Origin of the sequence: Actinomadura sp. RB99 (genome assembly GCF_014706005.1) — a bacterium.
Classification (GTDB): Bacteria; Actinomycetota; Actinomycetes; order Streptosporangiales; family Streptosporangiaceae; genus Spirillospora.
In genome coordinates this window covers 1-20,510 of record NZ_JABMCA010000061.1, presented here as the reverse complement: position 1 = coordinate 20,510, position 20,510 = coordinate 1, and the positions used below count along the sequence as shown (strand labels likewise).

20 protein-coding genes are annotated in these 20,510 nt (G+C 74.1%); 12 read left to right on the top strand and 8 right to left on the bottom strand.

Annotated features, from left to right (window positions below):
* Positions 1 to 84: 84 nt before the first annotated feature.
* On the bottom strand, positions 85 to 2,097 hold the full coding sequence (locus amrb99_RS37320; protein ID WP_190865327.1) for an ABC transporter ATP-binding protein: 2,013 nt from the start codon (positions 2,095 to 2,097) through the stop codon (positions 85 to 87).
* Between the two features lie 206 nt (positions 2,098 to 2,303).
* On the opposite strand from amrb99_RS37320, the gene amrb99_RS53445 reads away from it, so the two are divergent.
* The 6 genes from amrb99_RS53445 (at position 2,304) to amrb99_RS37290 (ending at position 5,977) form a co-directional block, all read left to right on the top strand.
* Positions 2,304 to 3,416: an LCP family protein gene (locus amrb99_RS53445; protein ID WP_190865325.1), complete on the top strand. Its 1,113-nt coding sequence runs from the start codon at positions 2,304 to 2,306 to the stop codon at positions 3,414 to 3,416.
* Between the two features lie 62 nt (positions 3,417 to 3,478).
* Positions 3,479 to 3,775, top strand: coding sequence for a hypothetical protein (locus amrb99_RS37310; protein ID WP_190865323.1), 297 nt, complete (start codon positions 3,479 to 3,481; stop codon positions 3,773 to 3,775).
* 113 nt (positions 3,776 to 3,888) lie between these two features.
* The gene (locus amrb99_RS37305; RefSeq protein WP_190865321.1) at positions 3,889 to 4,047 is read left to right on the top strand and encodes a hypothetical protein; all 159 of its coding nucleotides are present in this window, start codon (positions 3,889 to 3,891) and stop codon (positions 4,045 to 4,047) included.
* A gap of 168 nt (positions 4,048 to 4,215) precedes the next feature.
* A complete protein-coding gene (locus tag amrb99_RS37300) occupies positions 4,216 to 4,377 on the top strand; it encodes a hypothetical protein (RefSeq protein ID WP_190865319.1) in 162 nt (53 codons plus the stop codon).
* 63 nt (positions 4,378 to 4,440) lie between these two features.
* Positions 4,441 to 4,929, top strand: coding sequence for a glutathione peroxidase (locus amrb99_RS37295; RefSeq protein ID WP_190865317.1), 489 nt, complete (start codon positions 4,441 to 4,443; stop codon positions 4,927 to 4,929).
* 133 nt (positions 4,930 to 5,062) lie between these two features.
* Positions 5,063 to 5,977, top strand: coding sequence for an oxidoreductase (locus amrb99_RS37290; RefSeq protein WP_190865315.1), 915 nt, complete (start codon positions 5,063 to 5,065; stop codon positions 5,975 to 5,977).
* 15 nt (positions 5,978 to 5,992) lie between these two features.
* On the opposite strand, the gene amrb99_RS37285 is transcribed toward amrb99_RS37290, so the two are convergent.
* The 4 genes from amrb99_RS37285 to amrb99_RS37270 all read right to left on the bottom strand — a co-directional run bounded on the left by amrb99_RS37285 (position 5,993) and on the right by amrb99_RS37270 (position 11,944).
* Positions 5,993 to 6,538, bottom strand: a complete 546-nt coding sequence (locus amrb99_RS37285; RefSeq protein ID WP_190865313.1) for a methylated-DNA--[protein]-cysteine S-methyltransferase — start codon at positions 6,536 to 6,538, stop codon at positions 5,993 to 5,995.
* A 74-nt stretch (positions 6,539 to 6,612) separates the two neighbouring features.
* On the bottom strand, positions 6,613 to 9,261 hold the full coding sequence (locus tag amrb99_RS37280) for a DUF6493 family protein (RefSeq protein WP_190865311.1): 2,649 nt from the start codon (positions 9,259 to 9,261) through the stop codon (positions 6,613 to 6,615).
* Positions 9,258 to 10,652, bottom strand: a complete 1,395-nt coding sequence (locus amrb99_RS37275; protein ID WP_190865309.1) for an SWIM zinc finger family protein — start codon at positions 10,650 to 10,652, stop codon at positions 9,258 to 9,260. The genes amrb99_RS37280 and amrb99_RS37275 overlap by 4 nt, the downstream gene beginning before the upstream one ends.
* 50 nt (positions 10,653 to 10,702) lie before the next feature.
* Positions 10,703 to 11,944: a hypothetical protein gene (locus amrb99_RS37270; protein ID WP_190865307.1), complete on the bottom strand. Its 1,242-nt coding sequence runs from the start codon at positions 11,942 to 11,944 to the stop codon at positions 10,703 to 10,705.
* Between the two features lie 67 nt (positions 11,945 to 12,011).
* On the opposite strand from amrb99_RS37270, the gene amrb99_RS37265 reads away from it, so the two are divergent.
* The 4 genes from amrb99_RS37265 (at position 12,012) to amrb99_RS37250 (ending at position 15,175) form a co-directional block, all read left to right on the top strand.
* Positions 12,012 to 13,289, top strand: coding sequence for a citrate/2-methylcitrate synthase (locus amrb99_RS37265; RefSeq protein ID WP_190865305.1), 1,278 nt, complete (start codon positions 12,012 to 12,014; stop codon positions 13,287 to 13,289).
* 70 nt (positions 13,290 to 13,359) lie between these two features.
* Positions 13,360 to 13,716, top strand: a complete 357-nt coding sequence (locus tag amrb99_RS37260) for a hypothetical protein (protein WP_190865303.1) — start codon at positions 13,360 to 13,362, stop codon at positions 13,714 to 13,716.
* 90 nt (positions 13,717 to 13,806) lie between these two features.
* Positions 13,807 to 14,160: a DUF3817 domain-containing protein gene (locus tag amrb99_RS37255; RefSeq protein WP_190865301.1), complete on the top strand. Its 354-nt coding sequence runs from the start codon at positions 13,807 to 13,809 to the stop codon at positions 14,158 to 14,160.
* 91 nt (positions 14,161 to 14,251) lie between these two features.
* The gene (locus amrb99_RS37250) at positions 14,252 to 15,175 is read left to right on the top strand and encodes a helix-turn-helix domain-containing GNAT family N-acetyltransferase (RefSeq protein ID WP_190865299.1); all 924 of its coding nucleotides are present in this window, start codon (positions 14,252 to 14,254) and stop codon (positions 15,173 to 15,175) included.
* A 790-nt stretch (positions 15,176 to 15,965) separates the two neighbouring features.
* Here amrb99_RS37250 and amrb99_RS52755 read toward each other — a convergent pair.
* Positions 15,966 to 17,207: a helix-turn-helix domain-containing protein gene (locus amrb99_RS52755; RefSeq protein ID WP_190865297.1), complete on the bottom strand. Its 1,242-nt coding sequence runs from the start codon at positions 17,205 to 17,207 to the stop codon at positions 15,966 to 15,968.
* Between the two features lie 151 nt (positions 17,208 to 17,358).
* On the opposite strand from amrb99_RS52755, the gene amrb99_RS37240 reads away from it, so the two are divergent.
* A complete protein-coding gene (locus amrb99_RS37240) occupies positions 17,359 to 18,657 on the top strand; it encodes an alkyl sulfatase dimerization domain-containing protein (RefSeq protein ID WP_241756288.1) in 1,299 nt (432 codons plus the stop codon).
* Here the strand turns inward: amrb99_RS37240 and amrb99_RS37235 are convergent.
* On the bottom strand, positions 18,578 to 19,141 hold the full coding sequence (locus tag amrb99_RS37235; protein ID WP_190865295.1) for an NUDIX hydrolase: 564 nt from the start codon (positions 19,139 to 19,141) through the stop codon (positions 18,578 to 18,580). The two genes, amrb99_RS37240 and amrb99_RS37235, sit on opposite strands and share 80 nt — an antisense overlap.
* A 337-nt stretch (positions 19,142 to 19,478) precedes the next feature.
* On the opposite strand from amrb99_RS37235, the gene amrb99_RS37230 reads away from it, so the two are divergent.
* Complete coding sequence (locus tag amrb99_RS37230; protein ID WP_190865293.1) at positions 19,479 to 19,634, top strand: hypothetical protein; 156 nt, start codon at positions 19,479 to 19,481, stop codon at positions 19,632 to 19,634.
* Positions 19,635 to 19,818: 184 nt separating this feature from the next.
* Here the strand turns inward: amrb99_RS37230 and amrb99_RS37225 are convergent.
* Positions 19,819 to 20,510: dihydrolipoamide acetyltransferase family protein (locus amrb99_RS37225; RefSeq protein WP_190865290.1), on the bottom strand; the 692-nt coding region annotated here is incomplete at its 5' end.

Below are 20,510 nucleotides of genomic sequence, written 5' to 3'. Positions count from 1 at the left end.
CGGTCCGGCACCGGCCGCCGCCGCTCCGGCCGGGTCTGCGGGAGGCCCCGGATCCGCCCGGCCGGACCCGGGCGGAGGGCGAGGTCAGACGTCCTCCACCCGGTAGGCGGCGGCTTGCAGGCCGTAGAGGTCGGCGTAGAGCCCGCCGGCCGCCATCAGGGCCGCGTGGTCGCCCTCCTCGGTGATCTTGCCGTGCTCCAGCACGTAGATCCGGTCGGCGTAGCGGACGCTGGCGAGCCGGTGGGTGATGAGCAGGACGGTGCGTCCGGCGGCGTGGTCGCGGATCCTGTCGAACAGCAGGTGCTCGGCGCGGGCGTCGAGGCTGGCGGTGGGCTCGTCGCAGATCAGCAGCGGCGCGTCCCGGTAGAAGCCGCGGGCCACGGCGAGCCGCTGCCACTGCCCGCCGGACAGCTCGGCGCCGCCCCGGAAGCGGCGGTCCAGGAGCGTGTCGTAGCCGCGGGCGAGGTCCGCGACGACCTCCTCGGCGCCGGACGCGCGGGCGGCGGCCAGCACGGCGGGGTCCTCCGGCTCGCCGGGGCGGCGGTCGGGGCCGCGGCCCATGGTGATGTTCTGCCGGGCGGTCATCGGCCAGTGCGTGTACTCCTGCGCGATGACGGCGACGCGGCTCCACACCTCGTCCTGGGGGACGTCGGCGAGGGACACGTCGTCCCAGCGGACCTCGCCGCCGTCGGGGTCGTAGAGCCCGGCCATGATCCGGGAGAGGGTGGTCTTGCCGGACCCGTTCTCGCCGACGAGCGCGACGACCTCGCCACGGCGCATCTCCAGCGAGACGCCGTTGAGCGACGGGGCGTCGGAGCCGGGATAGGTGAAGGTGACGTCCCGGACCCGGATCCGGTCGAACGCGGCGGGCAGGACGGGCCGCTCGGCCCGGGGGCCGGGGCCGGGCGGCGCCGCGAGGGCGCGGCGCGGGATCAGGGCCTCCGCCGCGTCGCAGAAGGCGAGGTAGTCGCCGAAGTACAGGCCCTCCTCGTAGCACTGGTTGACCGCGAACACGAGGTTCGCCAGGGACGTCTGCCCGCTCCTGATCGCCAGGACGGCCGTGCCGGCGACGGCCAGCGGCACCCACCCCTGCCACAGCATGACCCCGAGCGCGACGTAGACCCCGGCGGTCGCGACGCCCTTCAGCGCGTCCCCGGTGATCTTCACGTAGGTCTGCCGCCGGGCCAGGCCGAGCTCGACGCGGCGCTGGTAGGCGGCGAACCGGTCGTACTCGCCGAGCAGGAACGGCCGCATGGTGAAGGCGCGGACCTCGGCGGCGTGCCGCCGCTCGGTCATCAGGTCGGACAGGATCCACTTGCGCCGGGCGACGCCGACCAGCGCGAGCATCGTCTCGTACCGCATCCGGGCGCTGCGCACCGACGCCCAGCCCTCCGGGACCGCGGTGAGCAGGAGCAGCGGCAGCAGCAGCGGGTGCAGCACGCCGAGCGTCCCGGCGGCCGCGACCATCCCGACGGCGCCGGTCAGCACGTCCACGGCGTGCTGGACGACCTGGGGCGCCGCGCTCATCCCGCGGGTCTCGGCGCGCTGCAGGTCGTCCAGGAACGCCGAGTCGTCGAGGGCGGTCAGGTCCGCGGCCGTGGTCGCCTCGTACAGCCGCAGCTCGACCAGCCGCTGCACCTGCGGCTGGAGGCGGGCCTGCGTCCAGCCGGCGGCGGCCTGCAGGCCCGACCGCAGCGCCACCGAGCCCGCGACGAGCGCCAGCGACGGCAGCGCGTCGCGGACCCGGCCGGGCGTCGGCCCGGCGGCGAACAGGGCGGTGAGCACGCCGGTCGTGGCCAGCAGCCCGAACGCGGTGAACAGCCCGGCCGCGAGGTTGAGGGAGATCGTCGCGGCCGTGTCGGCGCGGCTCGCGCGCCAGGCCAGCCCGGCCGCCTGCGCGATCACCGCGGGGAGCCGGCGGGCCATGGTGCCCATCCCGGTCTCGGCGAGCTCGCCGTCCTTGGCGTGCCACACGTGCGCCGACAGCTCCGGCAGCTGCGACTCGGACAGGTCGTCCGGCCCGGCGCCGGTCGGATCCGGCCGGCGCCGGCGTGCGAGCAGCGGGAACCTCCGGGCGATGCGCAGCCTCGCACCCATGCGCCGCCCTCCGCGCGTTTGTGCCATCGAAGGGCAGTGTGCGCCTTAAGGGGGACGCTGTCCGCTTCACATGTCACATAACGCGGTGATTTGGAGGTGTGGACAATCATGCGCCGGATGGACGCGGCACTCCGCGCGTTTGTCTAGGGTCTACGGCATGACCGGCGGCCGGGCCCGGTGGCCGGACACGGAGGAAGGACGACGGCGTGGCCCGCGACAGGCACGACTCCGTACGCGCGGAGCACCAGCACGCCGCCTACGGGCGGGAGGCGTACGGCGACCCGTACGACGATCCGTACGCGGGCGACCAGCTCGCCGGAGGCCGGGTGTACCCCGACGGGCCGGCGGGCGGCCCGCCGGCGCGCCGCCGCAGGCGGCGCCGCTGGCCCCGGATCCTCGGCGTGATCGCCGCCGTGCTCGTCCTGCTGATCGTCGGCGGCTACTTCTACCTCGACTCGCGGCTGGAACGGGAGTCGGTCCTCGTCGACTACCCGGGACGGGTCGCCGACACCCCCGGCACCAACTGGCTGATCGTCGGCTCCGACAGCCGCAAGGGCCTGGACAAGGCGGCCCAGAAGAAGCTCCACACCGGCTACGCGTCCGGGCGGCGCACCGACTCGATGATGCTGCTGCACTACGGCGCCGGCGGCACGTCCCTCGTCAGCCTCCCGCGCGACTCCTACGTCCCCATCCCGGGGCACGGCTCCAACAAGCTGAACGCGGCGTTCGCGTTCGGCGGGCCGAAGCTGCTCGCGCAGACGGTGGAGAAGGCGACGGGCGTGCACATCGACCACTACGCGGAGATCGGGTTCAACGGGTTCGTGGGCGTGGTGGACGCCGTCGGCGGCGTCAACATCTGCGTCAAGGAGGACCTCAAGGACCCCAAGGCCGGGATCGACCTGAAGGCCGGCTGCCAGAACCTCAAGGGCAGCGACGCGCTCGGCTACGTCCGCAGCCGCCACTACGCCCGCGCCGACCTGGAGCGCGTCGAGCACCAGCGGCAGTTCTTCGGCGCGCTGATGAAGAAGAGTTCGAGCCCGGCGACGCTCCTCAACCCGTTCCGCAGCGTCCCGCTCGCCCTGCACTCCACCAGCAACTTCCTCGTGGACGACGGCGACCACCTGTACGACCTGGTGCGGATGATGTGGGCGATGCGCGGCGTGTCCAACGGCGGCGTGACGACGACCGTCCCGATCGGCGGCACCGGGTCCTCGCCGAGCGTCGGCGCCTACATCACCTGGGACAGGACCAAGGCGTCCGAGCTGTTCGGCGCGCTGAAGCAGGGGCAGCCCATCCCGTCCGACCTCGTCCAGAAGTGAGCCGCGCGCCGGTCGGGGCCTGCGGGCCCCGACCGGGCGCGGGCGTGGCATAGAGTCGGTCCATGGCGGATGTGACGTCTGAGGACGGAAAGCAGGACGACCTGTCGACCCTGTCGTCCAAGGAGCTCCACGACCGGGCGATGGAACGCGCCAAGGAGCGGCACGACGTGGGCTTCCTGTGGGACCTGCTGCGCGCCATCCCGGCCGCCGCCGCGGCCACCGGCGAGGTCGACCGCGCCGAGTTCGACCTCCTCCACGGGCTGTCGCTGCTGCGCGAGTTCACGCACGCCGGGCAGGGCGAGATGGCCGACGCCCTCCGGCCCTTCTACATCGAGTACCTCACCGAGCACGGCGGCTGAGCCCGCGTCCGCGGTCAAGCGGACCTGACCCCGACTTTGCCCTGCCTTGATCTCCGTGCGGCCACCCTTGGGAACTACACTCCGTAGGCATCCGATCGCAGAGGGTGGTTGACGTGAACAAGAAACATCTGAAGGTGGCCTCTATCGCCTTCGTTGCGTGGTATGTCATCAGCAGGCCGGAGGGGGCGGCGAATCTGGTGAACAACGCCCTGAGCGGGTTGGGGACCGCGGCCGAGTCGTTGTCGCAGTTCATGAGCGCGATACCCAACTAGGAACCGCTCCCAGGCCCCGTACCCGCGGCGGGTGCGGGGCTTTTTCGCGCGCGGCAAGCAAGCGCTCTCCCCCGCGTCACAGTAAAATCCCGCTTTGCGAGCAGACGCGGCTGGGCATCATTGGATCGGGTCAATGTGTCGCTGCGCTACAACAGGGACGGCGTACGGATGAAGAAGAACCTCCGCTATGTGGCCATCGCCTTCGTCATCTTCTACCTGCTGAGCTCACCCCGGGACGCGGCCGGCTTCGTCAACAACGCGTTCACGCAGCTGGGAAGGGCGGGTGATCAGGTCTCCTCGTTCGTGAGCAGCCTGGACCTGTCCCCGTGACCCTCCGCCTGCGGATGCGATCCGGGCGGTGCGGGCCGGGGGTGATCGCCTAGGATCGGCCACATGTCCTTCTATGACGTGGAGATCGAGGGTCTGCGGGGCGGTTCCGCGGACCTCGGACAGTACCGGGGCAAGGCCGTGCTCGTCGTCAACGTCGCCTCCAAGTGCGGCCTGACCCCGCAGTACGCCGGCCTGGAGCGGCTGCAGGAGCGGTTCGCCGGGCGCGGCTTCACCGTCCTCGGCGTCCCCTGCAACCAGTTCATGGGCCAGGAGCCGGGCAGCGCCGAGGAGATCGCGGAGTTCTGCTCGGCGACCTACGGGGTCACCTTCCCGATGACCGAGAAGATCGAGGTCAACGGCGACGGCAGGCACGCGCTGTACGAGGGCCTCGTCGGCACCCCCGACGCCGAGGGGCACACCGGCGACATCCGGTGGAACTTCGAGAAGTTCCTGATCGCCCCGGACGGCGCGGTCGCCGCCCGGTTCGCGCCGCAGACCGAGCCGGAGTCCGCCGACGTCGTCGCCGCCATCGAGAAGAACCTTCCGGCCTGAGACGCCCCCGGAGGCGCCGGCCGCGCCCCATCGATCCCGATCCGCCGCCGGCACTGTGAATCGCGCCACACGGGTTGTTGCTATTACATCGGGCGTCTAACTTGTGAGGTCGCGTCAGAACGTGGAGGTGCGCATGAGCGGGTGGACGGCGGCCGACATCCCCGATCTGCAGGGCCGGCGGGCGATCGTCACCGGGGCCAACAGCGGCATCGGCTACCACACGGCGCTGCAGCTCGCCCGGCACGGCGCGTCCGTCGTGCTGGCCTGCCGCAGCGCCGAACGCGGCCAGGCCGCTTTCGACCGGATCAGGGCCGCCGCGCCCGGCGCCGACGTCGTCCTCGGCGCCCTCGACCTCGCCGACCTCGCGTCGGTCCGCGCGTTCGCCGCCCGGCACGGCGAGGCGCCGCTGGACATCCTGGTCAACAACGCGGGCGTCATGGCGCTCCCGCGCCGCACCACCGCCGACGGCTTCGAGATGCAGTTCGGCACCAACCACCTCGGCCACTTCGCGCTCACCGGCCTGCTGCTGCCCGCGCTGCGCGCCGCCGCGGCCGCCCGCGTCGTCACGGTGACGTCCGGATTCGCGTGGAGCGGCCGGTTCCGCTTCGACGACCTGCACGGCGAGCGCCGCTACAGCAAGTGGGGCGCCTACGGCCAGGCCAAGCTCGCCAACCTCGTCTTCGCCCGCGAGCTGGACCGCCGCGTCCCCGAGGTCACCAGCGTCGCCGCCCACCCCGGCTACGCCGCCACCAACCTCCAGGAGGCCGGCCCGAAGATGGCCGGCAACTCCGTCATGGAGAAGGCCATGGTCGTCAGCAACGCCGTGGTGGCGCAGCCCGCCGCCGCCGGGGCACTGCCGTCCCTGTACGCCGCGACGGCGCCGGACGTCGAGGGCGGCGCCTGCTACGGCCCGCGCCTCCTGCAGTTCCGCGGCAGCCCCGTCAAGGTATTCACGCCACCGCAGGCCGCCAAGGCCGGCCTGGGCGACCGGCTCTGGCGCGTCTCCGAGGCCCTCACCGGCGTCGAGTACGCCCCAGCCTCCGCTTAGCGCGGCGGCCTCGGCTTAGCGCGGCGGGCTCGCGATGTCCCAGTCGAGGGTGGCGGGGATCGAGCCTTCGAGCGTGAGCAGCCAGCGCTTGACCTCGACGCCGGAACCGCCGCTGTAGCCGCCGATCCCGTTCGAGGCGACCACGCGGTGGCACGGCACGATCAGCGGGATCGGGTTGCTTCCCATCACCTGCCCGATCACCTGGGCGTGCACGCCGGTGCCGCTGCGGTCGCCCAGCTCGCCGTAGGTGATCGTCCGCCCGTAGGGGACGGTCTCGTACAGCGTGGTGAGCACCTGCCGCTGGACGTCGCCCGTGAGCCGCCAGTCGATCGGCAGCTCGAACGTCTTCAGGTCGCCGGCGAAGTAGTCGCGGAGCGCCGCGAGCGCCGGGTCGAGCCGGCCGGGCGCGTCCACCACCGGCAGGCCCGTCTTGCGGGCGGCCCGCTCGCGCGCCGCCGGGGTGTCGCGGAAGTCCAGCGATACGATCCCCGACTCGGTCTCGCTCACGAGCAGCCGTCCCAGCACGGTGTCGACCGTGCCGAACGCGAGTGTCTCGGTCATCGTCGGGCGCTCCCTTCCGGTCCGTCCAGCCTGCCATCCGAGTCCGACATTCTCATCAACACCGCGGCGGCCCGTCAGGTTGCGGCCGCGAGGGTCCGGTGCAGCCGGCCGGCCTCCTTCACCAGCCGGCTGGATCCGCCCCGCCCGGCGGCGGCCTCCAGCGCGGGGACCGTGCCGCGCGCGCCGATCGTCTCGGCGGTCCGGGTCCCGAGCGCCAGCAGGTCGGGAAGGCCGCCCGGGGCGCGCTCGCCGGGCGCGGGAAGCAGCTCGGGGAGCGCCGCGGCGACCAGCGTCCAGACGTCCGCGAGCGCGCCTGCGTCCGCGGCGGTGGTGAGCGCCTTGACCACCCTGCCGAGCTTGATCCGGTCGAAGGCCGCGAGCCGGCCGACCGCGACGCCGGCCTCCGCCGCGGGCAGGACGCCGCGCGCGCTCAGCGCGAGGAGGGCCTCGACCGCGTCGGCGCGGTGACGCTCGTGCCGGTTGGCCAGCGTCAGGGCGAGCAGCGTCCCGGTGGCGGCGCCGGCGGGCCCGTCGGCCTCGGCGAGGGCGAGCACCGTCGCGCCCTGCGCCTGGTTCTCATCGGTCAGGCACGCCTGGTAGGGGACGAGGTGCGCCGCGGCGATCTCCCGGTGCGACGGCGTGATGCCCGGCCACCACGCGAAGGACGAGCGGTACGACGGCCGCCCGAAGTCCCGCCATCCCTCCTCGGGGAAGGCGCACAGGCGCGCGACGTCGGAGTCCCCGGGCATGGAGACGACGGAGAGGATCCGGGACGGGAGGCGGAGTTCGCGGTCGCCGACGGTCGCGATCGGCTTCTCGAGCACCTCGCACCGCACGTCCGGGTCGGCCGGCGGGCCCGCGGCGAGCCAGGCGGCCATCGCCCGCCCCGCTGGCGACGCCAGGTTCCCGGCCCGGGCGGCGGCCGCGGCGTCGATCTCGCGCGGTACGCGGAGCATCGCCTGCGCCAGTTCCGCCCGCCCCGGTTCGGCGCCCGCCGCCTCCAGCCTCTCGAGCCGCTCGACGAGGACCACCGGATCGATCAGGCCGCCGGCGGTGGTCGGGGCCGCCAGCAGCACGGGCGCCTTGCCCACGGACGCGGCGATCTCCCGGCCGCGCAGGGCGAGGAACCGGTCCATCTGGGGATCGAAGACGGTCGCCCCCTTGCGCGCCCAGCCCTTGACGAACGAGGCGAGCGCTTCGACCAGCCGGTTGGGCGCCTTCGCGACGAACAGGGACCGGACGGCCCAGAGCGGCCAGTTCGCCTCGTGGTGAGCGCCGAACGAGGCGTCCGGGTCGATCAGCCACGGCATCGGGGCCACCACGGGGCGCAGGGCGTCGCGGGCGGCGTCGGCGTCCTCGTGGGCGAACGCGACGAGCGCGGCCAGGAAGCGTTCCACCGCGAGCCAGTCCGGATGCTCGGTGCGCAGCAGGGCGTCGAACTCCGCCGCCATCTCGGCGGGGGACGCGATCGGCGCGGGCGTCTCGCGCGGCACGAACGGCGGGGGACCGGGCACCGCCGGTGCGTCGGACTCCACCTCGCCGTACGCGGCGGCGATCGTCTCGCGGAGCGGCCCTTGCAGCGCCGAGGCCGCGGCGCGGACCTCCTCGCCCGCCTCCGCGGACGCCTTGCCCGCGTGCTTGGCGGCGATCTTGACGGCGCGTTCCCGCAGGTCGAGGGAGTCGGAGGAGAAGACGGCGGTGACCGCGCGGAGCGTGGCGTCCACCCGGCCGCGCTTGCGCGCGGTCCGGTCGGCCCAGGTCAGCCCGGCCCGGACCAGCTTGGCCTCCGGCCGGAACAGCACCGCGCCCGCCGCCTCCTCGAACAGCGGCCCGTCGACCCGCTCCAGCTCGTCGGCCCGGCGGACGGCCCGCAGCGCCAGGTCCGCGACCGTCGAGGGCGCGGCCGGCAGCAGCCGGGCGTAGTCGCGCACGCGCGCGACCACCTCGTCGTCCGCGGGCTCCAGGAGCTCGTGCAGCTGCACGAACCAGCGGAGCTCGTGCGGCGTGCCGCCGCGCAGGAACCGCCGGACGCAGCCGTCGATCAGCGTCTCGCGGGCGATCCGCCCGGTGGCGGCCAGGTCGGCCAGGGCGCCGGCCCAGGTCCTGCGCTCCCGGTCCCACTCCGCGCTGCTCCGGTCGAACGCGAGGGCCGCGCCGACGCCGTCCGCCTCGAACAGCCGGGGGACGAGCGCGTCGAGGAACGGGTCGTCGGCGAGCGCCCCGGTGTCGGCGCCGCCGCTCGCCCACATCACGACGAACCCGTCGGCCGCCGGCGGCTCCGCGCCCGCCGACAGGGTGAGGCCCGCCGCCATGTGCCACCGCGGGAGCACCTCCTCCGCGAAGTCCGTCACCCGGATGCGCTCGGCGATGCGGCGGCCGACGTCGGCGCGCCACTCGGCGGGGCGGCCCGCGGTGACCTTGTCCAGGTCCTTGCGCAGCTCCGGGCCCTGGGAGCGCAGCCACCACGAGTCGAACTCGCGGCGGCACAGCCATGCCGCCGCCGCGGCGGCCCCGCCGATCGTGCCCGCGCCCGCCAGCATCAGCGGCCGGTGGAAGCCCCTCTCCAGGTCCCCGAACCGGGTCGTGTCGCGCATCTCCTTCAGCCTGCCGGGCAGCCGGCCGGCGACCTCCTTGCGCCCCGCCGCGTCCAGCCGGGAGACCAGCGCGATCAGCCGGCCGGCGTCCTTGGCGTCGATCGCCGCCCGGATCCCGTCCCAGCTCATCGCGCCGCCTCCGCGTCCACGGCGGTGCCCAGGCCGGCCACCGTCCGGCCGTCGCGCCGGACGATCGTGGCCGCGAGGACGTGCTTGCACGGGCCGCGCCCGCCCCGGTGATCGAACCACCACGGGCACGTACAGGTGGTGCGGTCCTCCTCGAACCGGACGAGCCGCTCGCCGCCGTCGGTCGTCACGACCGCCGCCGCGTCGCCGGTGAACCTCACAGCGCCGTCCGCGACCAGCGCCCGCGCCGACCGCAGGCGCGGGTTCAGCCCCGCCACCAGCGCCGGGTCGTAGGGCAGCTCCCGGTGGAAGAAGGCGGCCTCGGCGGTGTCGAAGCCGACCCGGCCGGACGTCCCGAGCTGGGTCAGCGCCGCCTTCGTCCGGCCGGGCGGGAGCCCGGACCGCTCGGACAGCAGGTCCGGGTCCACGCGCGGCTCGAACGACAGCAGCGCGCCGATCAGGTCGGCGTCGCCCGCGGCCTCGTCGGTCGCCAGGGCGCCGAGGACGGCGCCCTCCCCGGAGAAGCCGCGCGACGGCTCCGGCGACAGCGTCAGGAAGTAGCGCATGCCGGGCAGCTCCAGCTCCCACACGCTCGCCGCGGGCCCGCTCGCGGCGGTGGCCGGGGGCCCGTAGGCGCGCAGCGCGCGGGCGAACCGCAGCAGCGGCAGCATGGTCCGCAGCCGGTCGGGCCCGGCGAGGCACACCGCCCCCGGGGCCGGGCGCGACGACAGCCGCAGCGTCCGGCCGGCCGGCGCCGCCCACAGCGCCCCGCGCGAGCGGGCGGGCAGCGACCGCAGGAACCGCACGGCGTCCGGGCCCCGCAGCTCGGCCCGCGGGTCGAACCCGGCGGTGATCACCTGGACCTCGGCGAACCCGCGCAGCCACCGCTCCGGCAGCGGCACCTTCTTCTCCACCACCGCGCCGTCCAGCGTGGTCACCGCCAGCTCGTCGGCGCCCACCGCCAGGTGCAGCGGGTCCGACCCGCCGACGCGGGCGAGCGCCTCCCGCAGCGGGCCGTTGACGTCCACGTTCGTGGTGCCGCGCGCCAGGACGTCGCCGTCCAGCGCCGGCTCCAGCACGTCCAGCCGCGCGTACACGCCGCCGCACGCGGAGAACGACTCCATCCGCAGCCGGTCGCCGTTGCAGGTGACCACCGGGTCGCGGAAGCCGGTGGGGCGCGGCTGGAAGTACCGGGTCCGCGCCACGTCGGCCAGCGCGATCAGCCCCGCCGCGGCCGGCGCCGCCTGGGTGAGCACCCCGCTGAAGAAGTGCGGGTGGGCCTGCGGCCCGCCGCTCGTCGTCCCTCCGGACGTCGACAGCCCGAGAAGGCCGCCGTCGAGTCCGGAGGGACGCGTGTAGGAGTACGCCTGTGCCGCCGTCGCGCTGCTCGCCATGCCTCCACAAGGTAGAGATCACCAGCGACAAAAGCGCCGGAACCGGCGAATCACTCGATGGCCCCCGGGAACAGAAGGGCCAGCTCGCGGGGGTACCGCGCGATGAGCCGGAGCTCGTCGTCGGTGAGGGGGCGGCCCGTCTGGGCGTTGCAGAGCTGGACGAGCCTGAACGACAGCTCCTCGTCGGCGGGCTCCACGCCGAGGCCGTCCATGACGTGCCGGAACCCGGCCTTGCCGCCGTACTCGCCGGTCAGGACGACGCGTCCGGGCCGCGCGTGCCAGTCGTCGGGGAACGGGCCGAGGGTCTCCTCGTCGTACAGCTCGTAGTTGCCGTGGTCCTTCAACGCCCCGTCGGCGTGGATGCCGGACTCGTGCGCGAACGCGTTCCGCCCGACGCCGACCTGGTTGTAGGGGAGCGGCTGGCCGAAGGCGTAGCTCGCCCACAGCGCGAAGCGGCGCGCCCAGGACAGGTCGATCGGGTCGCCGATCTCGGCGCCGGTCACCTGCGGGTCGAAGGCGTGCCGGAACGCGAGGATGGTCGACAGCAGGTCGGCGTTGCCGGACCGCTCGCCGATCCCGTTGACGCACGTGTTGATCCAGGCGTCCTGCCCGGCCTGCAGGTCGCCGAGCGCGCCGTGGATGGAGTTGGCGACGGCGAGGCCGAGGTCGTTGTGGCAGTGCGTCTCGACGGGGATGCCGATCGCGGAGGCGAGCTTGGCGAACCGCTCGCGGATGCGGTCCGGGGTGTCGCCGCCGATGGTGTCGCAGTAGCGGACCCGGTCGGCGCCGGCCTCCTTCGCGGCGAGCGCGAACTCGGTGAGGAACCCGTCGTCGGTGCGGGAGCCGTCCTCGGCGTTGACGCCGACGGTCCGCGCGCCGCCCGCCTTGGCCGCGCGGACGGCCGCGGCCATCTCGCGGATGACGGCGTCGCGGTCGAGCTTCCCGCGGAACTTGTTCGCGAGCATGTAGTCCGAGGTGGAGATGGACAGGTTGTAGTGCGCGAGCCCGGTGCCGCCCGCCCGGACCTGGACGGCCTTCTCCACGTCCTGCGGCACGCCCCGGCACCAGCCGGACAGCCGCAGGTCGCCGAACGCGCCCGCCTCCGCCAGCGCGATCTGCGCCCGGACGTAGGGGACCTCGTGGAACAGGAACGGGAAGCCGATCTCGGACTGCGCGACACCGAGCCGTCCCAGGTAGAAGTTCACCATCGTCTTGCCGAACTTCGACAGCCCGGTCCGGGCGGTCTGGACGCCGTCGCGGTTGGTGACGTCGAGGAAGTGAATCTGTGGCATGCCCTCAGATTGACAGTCGGATCCATATGTATCAATATTGATGAAAATCAATATCAATGGAGCGGGTATGGGCGAGAACGACCAGGTGGGCGGGTGGATCGACGCGGCGGCGGCCGCCGAACGGCTCGGTGTGAAGCCCGCCACGTTGTACGCCTACGTGAGCCGCGGCGTGCTGCGCCGCCGGCACGCCCCCGACGGCCGCCGCAGCCTGTTCGACGCCGCGCAGGTCGAGGAGCTGGCCCGGCGCGGCAGGCCCCGCCGCGGGCCCGGCCCGGGGGAGCTGGCGATCGAGTCGGCGATCACGGCGCTCGGCGCGGACCGCCCCTACTACCGGGGCCGCGACGTGCTCGGCCTGGCCGAGCACGGGTCGTTCGAGCAGGTCGCCGGCTGGCTGTGGACGGGCCGCGACGAGCCGGCGGAGGCGCCGTGGCGGGCGCGGGACGAGGGCGTCGCGGCGGCCGCCGCCGCGCAGTCCGGCCTGCCCGAGGAACTGCTGCCGATGGACCGCCTCCAGGTGATCGTCGCCGCGCTCGCCGCCACCGACCCCCTCCGCCACCACCTCGACACGGAGGGCGTCACCGCCACCGCCCGCTCCCTCATCGCCGGCCTCGTCGACGCCCTCCCGCCCGCCGGCCGCGCCCACGGGAGCGGCTCGCCGCCGCTCGGCGGGGAGGGGGTGGCCGCTCGGCTGTGGGGGCGGCTGTGCCCGGGGCCGGCTGAGGTGGGAACGCTGCGCGCGCTGGAGGCGGCGCTGATCCTGCTGGCCGACCACGAGCTGGCGGCCTCGACGCTGGCCGCGCGGGTCGCCGCGTCCGTGCGGGCCGACCCGTACGCCGTCGTCGCGTCCGGGCTCGGCGTGCTCAGCGGGCCGCTGCACGGCGGCGCGTCCTACGGGGCGGAACGGCTGATCGCGGAGGTGACCGATCCCGCGTCGGCCGCCCAGGCGGTCGGCGCGCGGCTGCGCGCCGGCGAGCGCGTCCCCGGGTTCGGGCACGTGGTGTACAAGTCGGGCGACGGGCGCGCGACGCTGCTGCTGGACCTGGTCCGCGCGGCGGCGCCGGGGCACCCGCGGCTCGCCGCCGCCGAGGCCGTCCTGGACGAGGCGGAGCGGCGCCGGCTGCCCTCGGCGAACATCGACTTCGCGGTGGCGGCGCTCGGCGCGGTCGCCGGGTTCGTCCCTGGCGCGGGCGAGGCCGTGTTCGCGGTCGCGCGCACCGCCGGGTGGCTCGCGCACGCCATCGAGGAGTACGGCGGCGCGCACCCGCTGCGCCCGCGCGCCGTCTATACCGGGCCGCCGCTTCCGGACGCCGCCTCCGCGCCGCGCCGGCCCGGGCGTTCGCGCTGACCACCGCCTTGCCCGCGGCCGTCCGGGGGTTGTGCACGGCCGGCGCGGGACCGGGGGTACGCTCGTTGACGTGCGACGGTTCCTCACCCCGGCCTGGCTCGGCCTGCATGCGATCGCGGTCGTGCTCTGCGGCGCGTTCATCGGCTTCGGCTGGTGGCAGTACGACCGCGCCCAGGAGGGCAACGACCGCAGCTGGGCGTACACGTTCGAATGGCCGATCTTCGCGATCTTCGTGATCGTGATGTGGGTCAAGATGATCCGCGACGAGAAGGCCGGCGTGACCCCGGCGCCCAAGGTGATCGAGGAGCCGGCGGAGGCCGCGGTCAAGCGCGAGATCATCCGGCGGCAGGAGGAGGAGGACCCCGCGCTGGCGGCCTACAACCGCTACCTCGCGCGGCTCAACTCCCAGACCGACCGGCGCGGCTGACCGCGCCGCCGGCGGGCGCCCCGGCCGCCGCGGGGCCGTCCGAGGTGTGCGGGCCGCCGGAAGCGGCCGGCCGATGAAAGGGTGTGAACTGTGGAAGGCGCGGTGACCCGGTACCGGATCCTCGCCCTGCTCGTCGGCAGCCTCCTGGTGCTGCTGGTGATCGGCATGATCCTCAAGTACGGTCCGACCGACATGCCCGCGTTGGCGGGCATCGTGGCGCCCGTCCACGGGCTGTTCTACATGGTCTACCTCGTCGCCGCCTACGACGTGTGGCGGCGGGCGGACTGGCCGCTGACCAAGATGGTGCTGATCGTGCTCGGCGGCGTCGTGCCGCTGATGACGTTCTGGGTCGAGCGCAAGATCGTCACCGAGGCGCGCGAGGTGCGGCCCGCGGCGGCGCCGGCCGAACCCGAGCCGACCGGCGCCGACTCGACCCGCGCCTGACCCTCGTTCCCGCACCGGCCCCCTCCGGGGGCTGGATCCGGGGCCCTGCCCGGGAGTAACGTTTGACTCAGTCAAACGTGGGAGGGCGAGCATGGAGGCGACGGCGGCGGACGTCGGCACGGTCCGCGCGTTCAACCGGTTCTACACCGGAGTGATCGGAGTGCTCGGCGAGGGCCTGGTGCGCTCGCCCTACTCCCTCACCGAGGCCCGGGTGATCTTCGAGCTGGCGCAGCGGGAGGACACCGAGGTGCTCGCCCTGCGGCGCACCCTCGACCTCGACCCCGGCTACCTCAGCCGGATGCTGACCCGTTTCGAGAACGACGGCCTGGTCGTCCGCGAACGCGCGCCCGGCGACGCGCGCCGGCAGATCGTCCGGCTCACCGGCCGGGGCCGCGAGGTGCAGGCGATGCTCGACGAGCGGTCCAGCGCCGAGATCCGCGCGCTGCTGGACGGCCTCGCCGAGGACGACCGCCGCCGGCTCCTCGCCGCGATGCGCACGGTGCAGGGGATCCTCGGCGAACGCGCCCGCCCGGACGGCGCCGTCCTGCGGCCGCTGGGCCCCGGCGACCTCGGGTGGGTCGTGGAGCGCAACGGCGCCCTCTACGCCGAGGAGTGCGGCTGGGACCGCACCTACGAGGCGCTCGTCGCCCGCGTCGTCGCCGGCTACGTCGAGGACCACGACCCCGAGCGGGAGTGCGCCTGGATCGCCGAGGCCGGCGGCGAGCGGGTCGGCGCGGTGTTCTGCGTCCGGCGCGAGGAGGACGTGGCCCAGCTGCGGCTCCTGCACGTCGAGCCCGTCACGCGGGGCATGGGCGTCGGCGCGGCGCTGGTCGAGGAGTGCTGCCGGTTCGCCACGGACGCCGGATACCGCGAGATCATGCTGTGGACGACGGCGCTGCAGCGGCCCGCGCACCGGATCTACGAGCGGGCCGGGTTCGTCCTGGAAGAGGAGGAGCCGCCGGTCGCCCGCTTCGGCGACGTGGTGCACGGCCAGGTCTGGCGCAAGAAGCTCTGACCCTTTCCGAGGGCTCCCCGCGAATCTGCGAAGGCTTTCCGCGTATCTCCGAGGGCTCCCCGCGAACGAACCGAGGCCCGTGAAGGCGCTCTTGCCTTCACGGGCTCGGCTCCGCAGCGATCCCTTACTGCGTGTGGGCGGCCGGGACGGGGGTCGGACGGAGTTCCGGCCGCCTGGTGCACCGGCATGGCGCCGGCTCGGATCGGGGCTGATTCCCACCTCCCTTCCGTGCCCGGCCGGACGGGGGCGTGACGGCCCGTCCGGCTTCAGGGGGCGGGCACCGCAGGGGCGCCCGATCGAACGGGGGCGTTGGGGCCGGGCCGGCGGCGCAGGTCGGCGGGGCCGCCGGCCCGGCGGTGAGGGGCGCCGGCGCCGCGGGGGCGTACGGCACCGGCGCCCGATGGCGGTCGCGACGGGAGGCCCGGTCCGGTCCGGGGCGGCCGAGGACCCGAGGTGTGTCGCCGTGACCGGCCGGCAGGGCGCGCGTCGGGGGACGCCGCGTGCCCTGCCGGCCGGTGACGGGAACGCCCTCGGCCGCTCCGGCCGGGCCGTGCGGCGAACGGTGCGCGGGACCGGCGGGGCGGTGCTCACGCTGTGTGCCCTTCATCGCCCACCTCCCCGATCCGACCTGGGACTTTGCCGTCCCAGGGGCTTGGCGTTCACCGTGTGTCACGAACTCGTTGCGGTAAGTACCCGCACGTCATGAGGGCGTAAACCGGGGGTGCGCAAAGAATCGTGATCGCGCGGCGGACTTTGCCGGCGCATTGCCCGGTGACAGCCGGATGATCCGTTACGCCCGGCGGTCCCGGTCCCGGCCCCGGCTACGGAGCGTGAGCGCCGCGGCGCACAGCAGCACGCCGCGCGTGGTGCGCGGGTCGGCTCCGGTGAGGCGGGCGATGCGGGCGAGCCGGTTGTCGACGGTGTTGGGGTGCACGGCGAGCGCGGCGGCCGCCCTGCGGCGGTCCATGTCCGCGTCGAGGAAGGCGCGGAGCGTGTCCAGCAGCTCGGGGCGCGCGCCGAGCGGGTCCAGGACGGCGGCGACGGCGGGGCCGCTGTCGCCGGGACCGGTCAGGTGGTAGTCGAGCAGCACGTCGCCCAGCTCGTACACGCCCGCGGGGCGCCCGGCGGCCTCCGCGATGCCGGCGATCCGGGCCGCCCGCCGGGACGCGTCCGGGACGTCCGCCGTGCCCTCGGAGCGGGCCGCGCCGGCGATCACCGGTCCGGCCGCGGTGCCCGCCCCGGTGAGCAGCCGTTCCAGTTCGGGAAGGCGTTCCGCCGCGGCCGACGGCAGTAGGACGTGCACGCCGCGCTCGTCCCGCAGCAGCAGCGGCGTCCCCTCGCCGAACCCTTCGAGGCCCGCGCGGATCCGCCGCAGCACGCGGCGCTCGGCGATGCCCGCGCCGGCCACGCCGGCCGCGGCGCCCGTGGCGGCGCCCGCGCCCGTGGCGGCGCCCGTGCCGGCGAAGCGCAGGTGCAGCACCAGGTAGGCGTCCGCGAGCGGTATCCCGAACCGGTCCGCCGTCGCGCGCGCCGGCTCCCCGGCGAGCAGCGCCCGCGCCACCTCCCGGACGGCCTCGCGGCGCTCGTCCAGGATCGCCGCCCGCTCCGCCTGGTACGCCTCCGTCACCGCGACGACGACCCGGTTGGTGCCGCGCAGCTGCAGCCGCGCCAGCATCGGCAGCGCGGCCAGCTCGTCCGGGCGGGCCTCGGCGACCAGCGCGTCCCAGACGACCTCGGCGCCGATGTAGTACGAGGCCAGCAGGTTCGCGAGCGGCATGCCCTCCTCGGCGCGCTGCGCGGCGCGCTCGCGGAACAGCCGCAGGTCGTCCTCGTCCGCCGGCGCGCCCTCGGCCAACCGCAGGAACCGCCTGATCGCGTGCCGCGCGGTCGCCGCGATCTCCACGTCCCGCATGTCCGCCGGGAGGTCCGCGTACTCGGGGATCGCGGCGAAGCGCCGCTGCGTCAGCTCCCGCGCGAGCCGGTTCACCTGGCCCTCGCAGCGCGCCGCAAGGTCCGCCGCGACCTGCCGCACCCGGTCCTTCTCGATGGCGACCTCCCCGCCGCCGATTGTGACATGTCACAGCCGAACGGGACGAACGCGGGAGAAGCGCCGGTTGTCGCGGTGCGCCGTCCCGCAGCAGGGTGATCCGTACCACCACCCGCCGCCCGAACGGAGCCCCGCCATGGACATCGAGAACCACGCGGACATCAAGGACTACGCGGACCGGGTCTGGCGCGGCGCCGCCGACGACAGCATCGTCCACACGGGCATGGGCGGCTCCGGCGTCATCGAGATCGCCGACGGCCTCGGCTGGCAGCCCGGCTTCGGCAACGTCATCGCCTTCCGCGGCCGGGGCGAGCTGATGCTGTTCGACACCGGCAACCAGATGACCGCCGCGAGGCTGCACGATCGCGTCCGCGCCTGGACGTCCGACCCGCTCACGCTCGCGTTCTACTCGCACGGCCACATCGACCACGTCATGGGCATGGGCCCGTTCGACGCCGAAGACGGACCGCGCCCCCAGGTCGTCGCGCACGAGCTCGTCCGCGACCGCTTCGACCGCTACGTCCTCACCGCCGGCTACAACTCCGTGATCAACCAGCGCCAGTTCCAGGCCCCCGGCCTGCGCTGGCCCACCGAGTACCGGCAGCCCGACGTCACCTACCGCGACGCGCTGACCGTCACCCGCGCCGGCCTCACCTTCGACCTCTTCCACGCCAAGGGCGAGACCGACGACGCCACCGTCGCCTACGTCCCCGAGTACAGGCTGCTCCTGCCCGGCGACCTGTTCATCTGGCTCACCCCCAACTGCGGCAACCCGCAGAAGGTGCAGCGGTACCCCCGCGAATGGGCGCACGCCCTGCGCCGCATGGCGGCCCTCGGCGCCGAGATCATGATGCCGTCGCACGGCGCCCCCGTCTTCGGCGCGGACCGCATCGCGCAGGCCCTCACCGAGACCGCCGAATGGCTCGAGAGCATCGTCGACCAGACCCTCGCCATGCTGAACGAGGGCCGCCGCCTCGACGACATCGTCCACGCCGTCGCCCCGCCCGCACACCTGTCCGACCGCGTCTACCTTCAGGCCAAGTACGACGAGCCCGAGTTCATCGTGCGGAACCTGTGGCGCATGTACGGCGGCTGGTACGACGGCAACCCCGCCCACCTCAAGCCCGCCCGCGACGCCGACCTCGCCCGCGCCGTCGCGGCCCTCGCCGGCGGCGCCGCCAAGGTCGCCGACGCCGCCCGCCGCGCCACCGACGGGGGCGACCTGCGCCTCGCCGCCCACCTCGCGGAGATGGCCGTCCAGGCCGACCCCGGTGACGCGTCCCTGCACGAGGCCCGCGCCGAGGTCTACGCCGCCCGCGCCGAGTCCGAGCCGTCCCTCATGGCCACCGGCGTCTTCAAATGGGCGGCCGACGAGTCCCGCCGCGCCACCGGCCGGCCCGACACCCCCGCCACCGTCGGCAAGCTGATCTCCTGACCGCACCGGCCGGGCTCGGGGAAGTCGCGAGGAGGGCGAGGGCCGTGTCCAGGGGCTGGGCGTTCGGGGGAGGCGCGGCGGTGGTGTTCCACCAATGGACGGCGCTGATCTCTTCGTTCGGGACGAACCGGTGGCGGGCGGTGACCTGGCCCGTGTAGACGGCGGCGTACTCGTCGCGGGGCGGGTCGACGAGGCGGAAGCGGGCGTGGCCGGCGAGGTCGAGGGCGGGGAGGTCGAGGCCGGTCTCCTCGCGGAGTTCCCGGACGGCCGCTTGCCAGGACGTCTCGCCGGGGTCGATCCGGCCGCCCGGGAGTTCCCACTGGCGGCGGTGGCGGTCGAAGACCAGGAGGACGGACGTCCCGTGGCGGACGGCGGCCAAGGCGGCGGGCATCGGGGCGTCGGCCGGCGCGTTGGACGTGGATACGGCAGGCAGGAACGCGGTCAGGGCGTTGCCGTTCGCGTCCGTCGCCAAGGTCCGGCTCATGGGGTCAGGGTATGTCCGTTCCGCTTTAACGTTGCAGGAGCGCGGCGGGCTGAGCAGCGGGCTGCAAGGTAAGTCCGGACGGTGGCGCGATCTTGTTCGGCTTTACTTTGCGGTTTCGGTGGAGTTCGAAGTTCGCGAGGTCCCATGAGGCCGATGCTCCGGTTCGCCAGGGACGCGCCGAGGGTGGGAGTTTGGCGTGGCCCCTGTTGATCACCTTCTTGTCGTCGAGTACGCGAAGGCGGTGGCCAACAGGTTTGCGGTTGCCCTGGGAATCCTTGGCCGTACGCTTCAGATCATGTGTGCCGACAGAGCACGGCAATGAAAAGGAGCATTTCACATGCGCCTGCTGGGCTTGCTGGACAAGTGGATCGCCAACACCCAGCGCAAAGCGGCCCAGGGGCCGTCCGCGCCGACGACATGGCAGCAGGTACAGGCCGTGTGCACCAGGGAGCAGCCCACGTCGCAGGCGAACGGCAGCACCAACAAGGGCTGAGTGACAACAGCCGCAGCGCCCCCTCCTGGGGGCCCTCTTTCTCAGCCCTTGCGGTGCGGCCGTCAGACTGCGCATGCAACCCAGGGAGATTCGCTTCCGACGTCTCGAACATATTGCGGACGTGGGGAGCGCGAAGGATCCCTCCAGCTCGCGTTCGAAGCAGGGGGCAGGTCCCCCGCTTAAGCTATGTCGATGTTGGGTGCTGTGGCGCAGTGTTCCAGGCGAGCATGCGCAGGGGGTCTTCGAGCATGTCGCCGACGTCGCGGAGGACGCGGGAGCCGAGCTCGCCGTCGACGATGCGGTGGTCGAACGACAGCGCGAGCGTGGTGACCTTGCGGATCGCCAGCTCGCCCTCGTGCACCCACGGCATGTCGCGGATCTGGCCGAAGGCCAGGATCGCGGCCTCGCCGGGGGTGAGGATCGGGGTCCCGGTGTCCACGCCGAACACGCCGACGTTGGTGATGGTGATGGTGCCGTCGGACAGGTCGGCGGGGGACGCCTTGCCCGCGCGGGCCTTCTCCGTCAGCTCGGTCAGCGCGCGTGCCAGGTCGGGCAGGGACATGTCCTGCGCGTCCTTGATCTTCGGGACGATCAGCCCGCGCTCGGTGGCGGCGGCGATGCCGAGGTTGACGTAGCGCTTGACGACGATCTCCGCGCCGGACGGGCCGTCCGCCCAGGTGGAGTTCACCATCGGGTGGCGTGCCACGGCCGTGAGCAGCGCGCGCGCGACGAGCAGGAGCGGGGAGACCTTGGTCCCGGCGAAGTCGGGGAGTGCCCGGAGCCGGGCCACCGCCTCCATCGTGCGGGTCACGTCGACCTGGAGGAACTCGGTGACGTGCGGCGCGGTGAACGCCGATCCCGACATCGCGGCGGCGG